Below are 12,595 nucleotides of genomic sequence, written 5' to 3'. Positions count from 1 at the left end.
GCATGGCCGCAATGACCGCCGATGAGATGCAGTCGATCGAAGAGCGCTTTCCCCAAGTGTTCCGGCGGCCCCTGTACAAACGCTTCGGCCCGCTGGTCCTGTTCACCGGCATCCTGCTCTACCTCCTCTACGCCTTGTGGTTCTTCAACCTGCCGCAAGTGCTGAGGGAATCGCACTGGGAACGCCTGCCGCTCTTTCTGACGCAATGGATCAGCTACGATCTGCAGCCGGAATTCCGTCTCGATCAGCCTCAGATCACGCCCAAATACCCGCGTTTTTCCGCGCTCGGCGAAGATCCTCATCCCGACTGGGTCATCACCAGTGCGAACGGCTCCTACACCATTCTGATCGACGGCCGGGCCAAATCGGTTACCTTCGACAAGACCGAGGCGATGCTGGTCGCCAATGGCCAGACGGTGCCGGTGTCCTTGGCCAGCGGCAAGCCGGTGATATCCGGCCTGGTGCCGGACTGGATCACCGCACACGACGACGAAATCGTCGCCAGGATGGGCTTTGCCGGCGAGGTCCGCATAACCGTCGATCGCGTCAAGGTCCGCAAGCGCTTCCTCGGCTGGGCGAATTTCGTCTTCGACACACGCTCGCCCTTCTTCGGCAAGTCGCCCGGCGAGGTGGTCTCGTTGCTGATGTCCGGACCCCAGCTCAAGCCCGGCACATCCAATCTGGCACTGGCCGGCGACAACATCTGGAACAACGCCCAATGGCAGCATGGCGATGTCTGGACGAAGCTGTTCCAGACCATCGTCATGGCATTTCTCGGCACCTTGCTCGGCGGCATCGTCGCCTTCCCGCTCGCCTTCTTTGCCGCCCGCAACATCACCCCGAGCGGCGTGATCAGTCAGGTGCTCAAGCGCTTCTTCGATTTCATGCGTTCGGTCGACATGCTGATCTGGGCGCTGTTCTTCACCCGCGCCTTCGGCCCCGGCCCGCTGGCCGGCAGCGCCGCGATCTTCTTCACCGAGATCGGCACGCTCGGCAAAGTCTATTCGGAAGGCCTTGAGAACATCGACGACAAGCCGCGCGAGGGCATCCAGTCGACCGGCGCCAACGGCTTGCTGGTGCAGCGCTATGGCGTGCTGCCGGAAGTGATTCCGGTCTTCATCAGCCAGACGCTCTACCAGTGGGAATCCAACACCAGGGGCGCAACGATCATCGGCGCTGTCGGTGCCGGCGGTATCGGCCTGAAGCTTTGGGAAGCGATGCGCACCAACTCCAACTGGGCCAATGTCTTCTACATGGTGCTCTTGGTCCTGCTCGTCGTTTTCATCTTCGACAACATTTCCAATTTCCTGCGCCGCCGCTTGAGCAGGACGATCCACGACTACAACAGGATCCAGGCCGACCAGGGGTGACGGCCGCGTTGCGCCGGCGGCAGTTAGGCCGCCTTACTCCACCCGCTCCTGATATGCCTGTAGCCGTCGCGGTAGACAGCTTCCGGGCCTTCGGAAAAGTCGCGCCACACCTTGGTGGCCGCGGCCAAATCCTTCAGCGAACGCCCGAACGCCTCGATCGTCAGCCAATCGTCGTAGCCGCTCTTGCGGATGGCGGAGAACGTCTCCTTCCAGGGAATATGGCCACGGCCCGGCACGCCGCGATCGTTCTCCGAAATATGGATATGGACGACGTTCTTGCGGTTGCGCGAATAGGCGCCGATCGGGTCGGCCTCTTCGATGTTGGCATGGAAGGTGTCGTACATCGCCTTGATGTGCGGCCGGTCGATCGCGTCGATATGCTCCGACAAATCGTCCATCGTGTTGAGCAGATAGCATTCGAAGCGGTTGAGCGCCTCCAGCCCGATGGTGACGCTCTTGTTGCCGGCATGGTCGCCAATGGCGCGTTGCGAAGCGATCGAACGTTTTTTCTCGGCCGCCGTCGGCCCGCTGCCCGAGAAGGCCCCGAGCGTCGAATGGAGCGGGCCGCTCAACGTGTTCGCGCCAAGCGCCTGAGCGCAGTCGATCGCCGATTTCATGTAGTCGATACCGGCCTTGCGCGTCGAGGCATCCGGCGAGATCAAATTCATCGCCGGATCGCCCATCGCCGAGACGGCGGTGCGTTGCAGCCCGATACGGTCGAGCAGCTCGCCGAGTTTCCTGTAGTCGTCCGGCGTGCCGGAGAAGACCGGTATCTCGACGCCGTCGAAGCCGGTCGCCTTGATGTCTCTCAACAGCGGCTCGTGTTTTTTCGACACGGCCGTCGTCCACAACAGCATGCACATGCCGATCTTCATCGACGCCCCTCCCTTCATTCGCTCGATCGCCCCCGAGGAGTGGTAGATTCAGGTCAGGCCGAGCCGAAAATGGTAGGTTCCGAGAACCGGAGCGGAGCGTACTTTTGGTACGTGAGCACCGGAAGCGCAGGAAAACTGCCATTTGCAGGCCGGCCTCACCTGAATATCACCACCCCTTCAAAGCTTCGTCCACGCCCCATTCTTCTTAGACGACTTCACGCAGGCTTCGATGAAGGCCATGCCTTCGACGCCGTCTTGCACGGTTGGGAAGACGACATCCTTAGCCGGCTTGCCGCCCGTCCGGCGCGCCGCACGAATAGCCCGCGCGGCTTCCTGGTAGATGTTGGCGAAACCTTCGAGATAGCCTTCCGGATGCCCTGGCGGGACGCGGCTGACGCGCCCCGCGACGGGGAGCGCGCCGGCGCCATTTCGGGTAATCAACTGCTTCGGCTCGCCGAACGGCGTGTACCAGAGATAGTTCGGGTCGGCCTGCACCCATTCGAGCCCGCCCTTCGAGCCGTAGATACGCAATTTCAGCCCGTTCTCGTGGCCGGGCGCCACCTGGCTGGCCCAGACCATGCCCTTGGCCGGGTGCGACCCGCCGACCGGCTTGAAGCGCAGCAGCACATTGATGTTGTCGTCGAGCAGCCTCCCCGGCACGAAGGCATCGAGATCGGCCGACAACGAATCGAGCTCCAGCCCGGAGACGAAACGGGCAAGGTTGTAGGCATGGGTGCCGATATCACCCAGCGCACCGCCCGCACCCGCCTGCTTGGGGTCTGAGCGCCACGCAGCCTGCTTCTGGCCGGTGGCGGCCAGGTCCTCGGTCAGCCAGTCCTGCGGATATTCCGACTGCACGATGCGGATATCGCCGAGCTGCCCCTTGGCCACCATCTCGCGTGCCTGCCGCACCATCGGATAGGCGGTGTAGTTATGCGTCAGCACGAACACTTTGCCGGTCTTTTCGACCAGCGCCGCCAGCTTCTTTGCCTCGGCCAGCGTCGTCGCCAGCGGCTTGTCGCAGATGACGTGGATGCCGGCCTCGAGAAAAGCCTTGGCAGCCGGCACGTGCACATTGTTCGGCGTGACGATGGCGACCACCTCGATGCCGTCCGGCCGCTTGGCCTCCGCCTTGGCCATCTCGGCATAGGAGCCGTAGCTGCGTGCCGGATCGAGCCCAAGCTCGGCCGCCGAGGCCTTGGCGCGCTCCGGATTCGATGACAGCGCGCCGGCGACCAGCACGAACTCGTTGTCCATGCGCGCCGCGATGCGGTGCACCGCGCCGATAAAGGCGCCTTGTCCGCCGCCAACCATGCCGTAGCGGATCGGACCGCCCCCGGTTTCCGCCTTCGATGCGCCGACCATGATTTTCTCCCTCGTTGTCTGAGATACCCCTCCCCCTTGAGGGAGGGTGGCCCGAAGGGCCGGGAGGGTCGGTCAATGCCGAGCTCAACCCAGCGACCCCACCCCGATCCGCTGCGCGGATCGACCCTCCCCTCAAGGGGGAGGGAAAGCTGTGTTAGATCCCCATCATCCCGCGCAGCACCTTTTTGTCGGTCGTGCCGCCGGCGAAATCGTCGAATGTCTTTTCCGTAACCCTGATGATATGATGCTGGATGAAGGGAGCGCCCTCGGCAGCACCATCCTCCGGGTGCTTCAGGCAGCATTCCCATTCCAGCACCGCCCATGAATCATAGTTGTATTGGGTAAGCTTGGAGAAGATGCCGCCGAAATCCACCTGTCCGTCGCCGAGCGAGCGGAACCGCCCGGCACGGTTGGTCCAGCTCTGGTAGCCCGAATAGACGCCTTGCCGCCCGGTCGGATTGAACTCGGCATCCTTGACGTGGAACGCCTTGATCCGCTCGTGGTAGATGTCGATGAATTCGAGATAATCGAGCTGCTGCAGCAGGAAGTGCGACGGGTCGTAGTTGATGTTGCAGCGCTTGTGGCCGCCGACCGCATCGAGGAACATCTCGAATGTCGCGCCGTCGAACACGTCCTCGCCCGGATGGATTTCGTAGCCGACATCGGCGCCGTTCTCGTCATAGACGTCGAGGATCGGCTTCCAGCGCTTGCCGAGTTCGGCAAATGCTTCCTCGATCAATCCCGCCGGCCGCTGCGGCCACGGGTAGAGGTAAGGGAAGGCCAACGCCCCGCAAAACGACACCGACGCCTTGAGCCCGAGATTCTTCGACGCCTTGGCGCCGAACTTCATCTGCTCGACCGCCCATTGCTGCCTGGCTTTTGGATCGTTGTGCACCGCAGGTGGAGCGAAGCCGTCGAATTGTGCGTCGTAGGCCGGATGCACCGCCACCAGCTGACCCTGCAGATGCGTCGACAGTTCAGTGATCTCGACGCCGGCATCGGCGCAGATGCCCTTCACCTCGTCGCAATAGGCCTTCGACGACGCTGCCTTCTCGAGATCGAACAGCCGGGCGTCCCATGTCGGGATCTGCACGCCCTTGTAGCCCAGACCGGCCGCCCATTTGGTGATCGAGGCCAGCGAGTTGAACGGAGCGGCGTCGCCCGCAAACTGCGCCAGGAACAGACCAGGCCCCTTCATCGTCGTCGGCATCGGCATCTCCCTATGTTTCGCGACCAAGCATAGCGCCGATTGAAAACAGGGCCAGCCTCTTTGGTCTCTTTGCACAGCGCGCTCGGCGCCGCTATTCTGGTATTACCAAATGCCGAAATCTGGTCAAGCCATTTGACGCGCGGCCGCAGTCCTGCAACCATGCCGAGCTGCCCAACATAATTCAACGTAATCAATGCTGTAAGCAAGAGACGGCGCTTGATGGTAGCACTTCTTGCCGTCCAGATGAAATTACTGTAGACCTCCCATCAAGCCCAATTGGTCGAACCAGTTTGCCAAAAAAATGCTGGGAGGCCTTGGGGAGGAATCATGCAGCGCACTTCGGCAGAGTGCGTCGCAGGCGAACTGGTACAGGCGATTCTGGGAAGGATAGACCATGCATCTTTCGACGCACAATTGGATGCGGGCGGAGCCGCTGGAAACGACGCTCAAGCGCATCAAGAAATTCGGCTATGAGTCGATCGAGATTTCCGGCGAACCCGAACAGTACAAGACCAAGGAAACACGCGCGCTGCTGAACGAGTACGGCATCCGTTGCTGGGGAGCGGTGACGCTGATGCTGGGCGAGCGCAATCTCGCCGCCAAGGACCAGGGCCAGCGCGAGCGCTCGGTGCAATATGTCAAGGACGTGCTGACCATGGTCAGCGAGCTCGACGGCGAGATCATCACGCTGGTTCCCGCCACCGTCGGCAAGGTCGTGCCGGACGGCACCGAGGAAGAGGAATGGAAATGGGTGGTCGACGCCACCCGGGAATGCTTCACCCACGCCAAGAAGGTCGGCGTCAAGATCGCGGTCGAGCCGCTCAACCGCTTCGAAACCTACCTGTTCAACCGCGGCGCCCAGGCACTGGCCCTTGCCGATGCGGTCAGCCCCGAATGCGGCGTCTGCCTCGACGCCTACCACATCCACATGGAAGAATTTAACGTCTATGACGCCATCCGGCAGGTCGGCAAGCGCCTGTACGACTTCCATGTCGCCGACAACAACCGCTTCGCTGCCGGCCTCGGGCAGATCGACTGGCCGAAGATTGTCGGCACGCTGAAGGAGATCGGCTATGACGGCGCGCTGACCAATGAATTCGTCGCCCCAGTCGACCGCACGCCGGCAGCCCCCTATCCCGACATGGTCGAACGCAATCCGGTCGACATCTCGCCAGAGCAGCTGAAATTCATTCAGGACCACGGCTCCAGCGTGCTCACGGAAAAATTCTACACTGACCAGATGCGCATCAATGCGGAAACGCTGCTGCCGCTGATCAAGTAGCCAAGCCGTTTGGAAAAAGCCCTTCCGCCTCACAGCGGCCGGGCCGAGGATGAACATGCGCATCAAGACGGTCCAAGCCTGGTGGGTTCGCATACCGATCGAAGCCGCGAAGCAGCACCGCAGCGACTTCGGTCAGGTGGCGACGTTCGACGCCGCCATCCTGCGCATCGAAACCGACGACGGGCTTGTCGGCTGGGGCGAAGGCAAGAACGCCGCCGGCAGCGCCGGCAGCTACGGCGCCCTTGTCCATTTGCTGAACCATGAGGTCGGGCCGCAGCTGGTCGGCCTCGACCCGGCCGACATCGGCGTCATCTGGGAGATGCTGTACAATGGCGCGCGTCACGACAGCGCCGCCCGCGCCGGCCACGCCATGCCGCAATTGGCGCGACGCGGCATGAGCATCGCCGCTATCAGCGCCGTCGACATCGCATTGTGGGACATTCTCGGCAAATCACTCGGCGTTCCGGTCTGGCGACTGCTCGGCGGCCGCAAGCTGGACCGCATGCCGGCCTATGCTTCCGGCGGCTGGGCCACTGCGGAAGCCATCGGCGATCAGCTGCAATCCTACGTCGCCAAGGGCGGCTTCAAGGCGCTGAAGATGCGCGTCGGCGCCATGGACGGCGCCCCGCACGTCTCCGCCGCCCGCGTCCGCGCTGCAAGACAGGCGCTCGGTCCCGACATCGACCTGATGGTCGACGCGCACGGCACCTACACGGTGGCCGAAGCCAAGCGCTTCATCCATCTCGCCGGCGACCTCGATCTCGCCTGGTTCGAGGAGCCGGTGATCGCCGACGACAAGCGCGGCATGGCTGAGGTGCGCGCCTGCGGCTCGATCCCGATTGCCACCGGCGAGAGTGAGGCGACGCGCTACGCCTTCCGCGATCTCGCCGTACTCAAATCCGCCGATATCTTCCAGCCGGATCCGGCCTTTTGCGGCGGCATCAGCGAGGCGATGAAGATCGGAACCATCGCCAGCGCCTTCAATCTGCGCTTTGCGCCGCACCTTTGGGCGGGCGCGCCCTGCTTTTTTGCCGGGCTGCATGTTTGCGCCGCTTCGCCGGCGAGCTTCACCGTCGAATATTCACTCGGGGCCAACCCGATGATCCACGATCTGATCGAAGAGACTGTCGAAGCAAAGGACGGTATGGTAGCGATCCCTGATAGACCCGGGCTGGGATTCACTATTTCGGAGCGGTTCCTGGAGGCGCACGCGCAACACGGCTGACATGAAAGAAAAGAACCTTCTCGCGGAACTCGCCGCCTACCTGTTCTCCCATTCGGACAAGGAGACGGGCCGCACGCCGTCGGAGCGCGAACTGGCAGAGCATTTCAGCGTCAGCCGCGGTCAGATCCGCGAGGCGCTGGCCATTCTCGAGGCCATGCGCATCGTCGAACGACGGGCGAAGTCCGGCATCTACATCGATACAAAGCAGGCGAGCGTCGAGGCTATGGCGCTGTTCGCCCGCGCCGGCCTGCCGCTCGATCCTGTCCAGATCTACGAGACGGTCGAGTTGCGGAAGATCCACGAGATCAAGGCCGCCGAACTTGCCTGTTCCCGCGCCACCGAGGAGAATTTCGAGCGGCTGCGCGAGATCCTGAAGGCCTCAGAGGATCGCATAGCGGCCGGCGAAGGCCTTGCCAGGGAAGACCGCGAGTTCCACCTCGAGATCGTGCGGGCGACCAAGAACAGTGTGTTCCACAATGTCTGCAGCGTCTACTACATGATGGGCGAGATGCGCCTGCCGATCTATTTCAACGATCCCGAACGCAGCGTGCGCTCGCATGCCGAGCACATCCAGATCTACGAGGCGCTGCTGCGCCGCGACGGCAACCTCGCCCAGGCGCTGATGAGCGCTCATCTGCAAGGCGCCGAAAGCTATTGGAAGGGGCTGATCGAGGGGCGTGAGGCGGAACCGCAAAGCCCAGCGCTCGAAAAGGCCTGAAATGCCCAAGATCCTGTCGACACACAGACTGCACCCCCGTGCCTCTTCCATGCTGACAGGGGCCGGCGAACTCGTCGTTGCCTCCGCTCTCGACGCGGCCACGCTGGCCGCCGAGGCAAGGGACGCCGATGTCATCATCGTTCGCGCTCCTTTGCCTGCGGCGCTTTTCGAAGGCGCGACCAAGCTCAGGGCCGCGATCCGCCACGGCGCCGGGCTCGACATGGTACCGATGGAAGCGGCCAACGCGGCGGGCGTGCTGGTGGCGAACGTTCCGGGAGTGAACGCGCGCTCGGTCGCCGAATATGTGATGTTCGCGGCACTGGCGCTGCTTCGGCGCTTTCGTGTGTTGGACCGCGACTTGCGGGCGAAGGGCTGGCTGGCCGGCCGCGAACACACCGTCGTGGCTAATGAGCTTGCCGGCAAGACGATCGGCATTGTCGGCCTCGGCGCAATCGGCCAGGCGGTCGGCCACATCGCCGCCCATGGTTTCGATCTGAATGTGGTGGCAACGACGCGCAGCATGCAGCCGGCGCCGGACAGCGTCGGCTTCTTGTCGATCGATGCGCTCATCGAGCAGAGCGACATCATCGTTCTGTGCTGCCCGCTGACGCCCGAAACGCGGGGGCTGATTAGCCGGGAACGTATTGACCGGATGAAGCCGGATGCGCTGCTAATCAATGTTTCGCGCGGGCCGGTGATCGACGACGACGCGCTGATCGAGGCCTTGCAGAAGGGCCGCATCGGCGGCGCCGCGCTCGACGTTTTTGCGACACAACCGCTGCCGCCCAACCATCCCTACTTCGGCTTCGACAACGTCATCGTCACCCCGCACATGGCCGGGATCACCGAACAGTCGATGATGCGCATGGGCGTCGGCGCGGCTGGCGAAGCCTTGCTGGTGCTGGCCAACAGATTGCCGGTCAATCTGCGCAATCCCGAAGTGGTCGAGCACTACCGGCGGCGGTTCCCTGCCGATTTCTAAGCAAAGGCTACGCCTCAATTTTCCCGAATTCGCCAGCGACGTTGCCGGTATGGGAAACACCACAAAATTCCTGCTGACCGCCAGTGTCTGCATGGCGGCGGCGCATGCCTTGGCCAACGGACAGGGCAGCTACGTGTTCTGCGACAACGACTTGCGCTGCGTGATGGCACCCTGTCCATCGAACAGCGCGCTCGACCTCGACACCGGCAAGTTCGTCAAAGGCGTTTCGATCGACATCGATCGCCTGCCGCAGCAAGACAAGGGCCTCGATCTTTCGGACAAGCTCTATGCCGGCAAGGTCGTTGTTGTCGGCTCGATCGAGAACCGCACCCGGACCTTCAACGGCAAGCGATACACCCTGCCTTGGCTGGTTGCCACCAGCATCGAGCGCACCGCCAAGGACAACGAGCGCGGCCACTGCTCGTCGCGCTGACACGCGCTATCGGATCAATTTGCAAGCAGTGCCTCGACCGCAGCGGCGATCCGCAGCAGGTGGTGGTCATGGCCATTGCGCGCCACCAGCATCAGCCCGGCCGGACGCATCATCCCGGGCATCGGCAGCGAGATGGCTGAAAGATCGAACTGGTTGGCGACCTGCGTGTTGCGCAGCAGAAGGCCTTCCGTCCTGTCGCACAGGGCCTCGTCGCCGGTCATCGAGACGATCGTCGGCGCGGTCATCGGCGTGGTCGGCAGGGCCAGCACGTCGACCGACGCCAGCCGGTCATCCATCGCGGCGGCAAGTGCTGCGCGACGGCGCATTGCTCTGATATAGACCGTGGCCGGAATGGCGGCGGCGCGCGACAATGGCCCGCTTACCCGCGGGTCGACCGGCATCGTCGCTCCCGTCGCCAGCCAGTCGGCATGGATCTCCGCCCCTTCCATTGCCGCGATCGAGGCGCGTTTGGTTGCCGCGCGCAGATCGACAAGCAGGTCGTCGATCGACAACTCCACAAGCCGTGCGCCGCTAAGCTCCATCTTGCGAAGACACCGGTCGAACGTCGTCGCGACCTCTTCCTCCGTATCATCGAACAGCACGCCGCGCGGAATACCGATGCGCAGGCCGTCCAGCGGAAGCGGCAACAGTGCCGCCAGGTTTTCGCCCGCCATCACTGCGTCGGCCGCCGCACATTCGGCGACGGTGCGGGCCAGCGGACCGATCGAGTCCAGCGTGGCCGACAGCGGAAACGCACCCGCGAGCGGCACGCGCCGCGCCGTCGGCTTGAAACCGACGACGCCATTCAACGATGCCGGAATGCGCACCGATCCGCCGGTATCGGAACCGATGGAGATTTCGCTGGTGCCTTCGCCGACCGAAACCGCGGCGCCTGAGGACGAGCCGCCCGGAATACGGCGGGCATCACTTGCATTGCCGGGCGTGCCGTAGTGCGGATTGACGCCGATCGCGGTGAAGGCGAACTCGGTCATGTTGGTCTTGCCGAGGATGACTGCACCGGCCTGGCGCAACCGTTCCACGACAATGGCATCCCGCAACGCCGGCGCTGCCGTGGCGAGCAGCAGCGAGCCCGCCGTCGTCGGCTCGCCGGCGACATCGAACAGATCCTTGATCGAGGTGATCGCCCCATCGAGCGGCCCGAGCGTGACGCCGGCTTTTCGCCGCGCATCGGCGGCGTCGGCCGCCGCCCGTGCTGCTTCAGGATAGAGCTTTGCGAAAACGCTCTCATCGCCCACGCGAGCAGCAAGACGCGAAACAATTGCTTCCAGGCGATCACGGGCTGATTGCATTTTCGGTGTCGGACTCCGCACGCTTGCAACGTCTTAATGTAGCAGCCACAAACTGGCCGCAGGAGACATAGCCCGGCACGGTCAGGTTTGCACCTGTCGAACCGCACGAGGAAGGCCCGATGCTCTACGAAGGCAGCTGCCACTGCGGCAAGGTCGCGTTCGAGGTCGAAGGCGAGCTGACCGGAGCCGTACGGTGTAATTGCTCGATCTGCACGCGCAAGGGTGCACTGCTATGGGCAGTGCCGCATGAGAGCATGCGGGTGCTTGCCTGGGGCGATGATCTCGGCCGCTACAGCTTCGGCAACCATGTCATCGCCCACCGCTTCTGCCGCAGCTGCGGCATTCACCCCTTCGCCGAGGATGTCGGCGAAGGGAGCGGGCGAAGTGCCTATATCAACATTCATTGCATCGAGGCGTTGGACGTCGCCGCCGTGCCGGTCTTCGACTTCGACGGCCGTTCCGTCTAATGCATGTCGCGCAAAAGTGTGCAGCGGTTTTGTGATAACGACATGCATAAAAAAAAGAATCTAAAGCGCGTCGCATAAGGCCGATCGAGTGCGACGCGCTTTAGTCCTTGGGACCGTCGATCGGCTTGGGGCCAAGGAAGAACGCCGCCAATGCCGCAAGCAACGTCGCCGCCGCGCAATACGCGAAGGCGCTGGCAACGCCGGTATTGTCGACCAGCAGGCCGCCGAAGACGGCGCCCAACGCGATGGCGACCTGGAACGTCATGACCATCAGCCCGCCGGCGCTTTCCGCCTGATCGGGGGCGGCTCGCACCAGCCAGGTCTGCAGCCCGACTGGGACGGCGCCGAAGGCAAAGCCCCAGCTGGCCACCGCTATTGCAGCCACGACGGGTGAGCCTCCGACCACCAGCAGCAGGAGCGCCGAAAACGCGATCAGCAGAGGCGCCAGGCTGACGGCTGCCTTGAGGCTGCGTTCCGCCATGAAGCCGCCGGCAAAATTGCCGAAGAAGCCACCAATGCCGTAGGCGAGCAGCACAAGCGAGATCGTCTCGATGTCCAGCGCGGGCACCTTCTCGAGAAACGGGCGGACATAGGTGAAGCCGGCAAAGTGTCCCGAGGCGACCAGCAGCACCACCAGCAGTGCCACCCTGATCATCGGCCGCTTCATCACCTCCAGCAGCGTGCGAAAACCTGCCGTACCTGCCGGCGGCAGCTTCGGAATGGTAGCCACCTGCACGAGCAGCGCTAGCGCGCCGACCACGGCGGCGATCATGAAGGCCGTCCGCCATCCCCAGATGTCGCCGACATAGGCGCCGACCGGAGCCGCACAGACCGTCGCCACCGAAACGCCGGTGAGGATGATCGACATGGCGCGCGGCATCAGCCGCATCGGAACGAGCCGCATCGCCATGGCTGCTGACATCGACCAGAAGCCACCGAGACTAATGCCAAGCATGATACGGGCGATCAGAAGAACGGGAAGCGACGACGCAAACGCGGCTACCAGATTTGACAGCACAAGCAGCACCGTCAGCGCCCACATGACCAGCCTGCGGTCCAGCCGCTTGGTGACAATGGCCATTGTCGGCGCCGCAATCGCGCCAATGACGGCGGTGGCCGTTACCGCCTGCCCTGCGGCGCCTTCGGTGATGCCGAGATCCTGCGCAAGCGGCGTCAGCAGGCTGGCAGGCAGAAATTCCGCGGTCACCAGGCCGAAGACTCCGAGCGCCAAGGAGACCACCGCCCCCCATGCGGGCTCGGATCGTTCGCCGGTTTCCGTCAGGTCGAGAACGGCGTCCATGACGCCTGTCGCGGGTTCGGTCATGAGGGATCTCCGATCTGGTTGCAGCGCAGCATCT

12 protein-coding genes are annotated in these 12,595 nt (G+C 63.4%); 7 read left to right on the top strand and 5 right to left on the bottom strand.

Annotation, left to right across the window (positions count from 1 at the left end):
• Positions 1 to 2: 2 nt before the first annotated feature.
• Entirely contained in the window at positions 3 to 1,370 is a 1,368-nt protein-coding gene (phnE, locus tag NKH29_RS20565) for a phosphonate ABC transporter, permease protein PhnE (protein ID WP_352861010.1), read from the top strand.
• Positions 1,371 to 1,393: 23 nt separating this feature from the next.
• Here the strand turns inward: phnE and NKH29_RS20560 are convergent, their stop codons facing one another.
• The 3 genes from NKH29_RS20560 to NKH29_RS20550 form a co-directional block, all read right to left on the bottom strand.
• Entirely contained in the window at positions 1,394 to 2,245 is an 852-nt protein-coding gene (locus NKH29_RS20560) for a sugar phosphate isomerase/epimerase family protein (protein ID WP_352816906.1), read from the bottom strand.
• Between the two features lie 177 nt (positions 2,246 to 2,422).
• A complete protein-coding gene (locus NKH29_RS20555; RefSeq protein ID WP_023721980.1) occupies positions 2,423 to 3,610 on the bottom strand; it encodes a Gfo/Idh/MocA family protein in 1,188 nt (395 codons plus the stop codon).
• Between the two features lie 154 nt (positions 3,611 to 3,764).
• Positions 3,765 to 4,820, bottom strand: coding sequence for a sugar phosphate isomerase/epimerase family protein (locus tag NKH29_RS20550; protein ID WP_353000472.1), 1,056 nt, complete (start codon positions 4,818 to 4,820; stop codon positions 3,765 to 3,767).
• A gap of 394 nt (positions 4,821 to 5,214) precedes the next feature.
• On the opposite strand from NKH29_RS20550, the gene NKH29_RS20545 reads away from it, so the two are divergent.
• From NKH29_RS20545 to NKH29_RS20525, 5 genes are read left to right on the top strand one after another with little or no spacing between them, the layout of a single operon-like run.
• Positions 5,215 to 6,102, top strand: coding sequence for a sugar phosphate isomerase/epimerase family protein (locus NKH29_RS20545; protein ID WP_023721982.1), 888 nt, complete (start codon positions 5,215 to 5,217; stop codon positions 6,100 to 6,102).
• 55 nt (positions 6,103 to 6,157) lie between these two features.
• Positions 6,158 to 7,327: a mandelate racemase/muconate lactonizing enzyme family protein gene (locus NKH29_RS20540; RefSeq protein ID WP_352495521.1), complete on the top strand. Its 1,170-nt coding sequence runs from the start codon at positions 6,158 to 6,160 to the stop codon at positions 7,325 to 7,327.
• Position 7,328: 1 nt separating this feature from the next.
• Entirely contained in the window at positions 7,329 to 8,045 is a 717-nt protein-coding gene (locus NKH29_RS20535) for a FadR/GntR family transcriptional regulator (protein ID WP_352483633.1), read from the top strand.
• A gap of 1 nt (position 8,046) precedes the next feature.
• Positions 8,047 to 9,027 (top strand): hydroxyacid dehydrogenase, encoded by a 981-nt coding sequence (locus NKH29_RS20530; protein WP_352483634.1) that lies wholly within the window; start codon positions 8,047 to 8,049, stop codon positions 9,025 to 9,027.
• Between the two features lie 49 nt (positions 9,028 to 9,076).
• Positions 9,077 to 9,460 carry a hypothetical protein gene (locus NKH29_RS20525; protein WP_353000470.1) on the top strand — a complete coding sequence of 128 codons (384 nt, stop codon included), beginning with the start codon at positions 9,077 to 9,079 and terminating at the stop codon, positions 9,458 to 9,460.
• 14 nt (positions 9,461 to 9,474) lie between these two features.
• Here NKH29_RS20525 and NKH29_RS20520 read toward each other — a convergent pair whose 3' ends face one another.
• The gene (locus NKH29_RS20520; RefSeq protein ID WP_352483635.1) at positions 9,475 to 10,770 is read right to left on the bottom strand and encodes an amidase; all 1,296 of its coding nucleotides are present in this window, start codon (positions 10,768 to 10,770) and stop codon (positions 9,475 to 9,477) included.
• Between the two features lie 119 nt (positions 10,771 to 10,889).
• Between NKH29_RS20520 and NKH29_RS20515 the strand changes: the two genes are divergently transcribed.
• Entirely contained in the window at positions 10,890 to 11,237 is a 348-nt protein-coding gene (locus tag NKH29_RS20515; protein ID WP_352495522.1) for a GFA family protein, read from the top strand.
• A gap of 100 nt (positions 11,238 to 11,337) precedes the next feature.
• Here the strand turns inward: NKH29_RS20515 and NKH29_RS20510 are convergent, their stop codons facing one another.
• Positions 11,338 to 12,561, bottom strand: coding sequence for an MFS transporter (locus NKH29_RS20510; RefSeq protein ID WP_352895356.1), 1,224 nt, complete (start codon positions 12,559 to 12,561; stop codon positions 11,338 to 11,340).
• Between the last annotated feature and the right edge of the window lie 34 nt (positions 12,562 to 12,595).

The sequence above is a fragment of the Mesorhizobium sp. M1295 genome (assembly GCF_040318135.1).
GTDB lineage: Bacteria > Pseudomonadota > Alphaproteobacteria > Rhizobiales > Rhizobiaceae > Mesorhizobium.
Note: the sequence above shows the minus strand (reverse complement) of the source record. Positions and strands in the feature narration are given on the sequence as shown.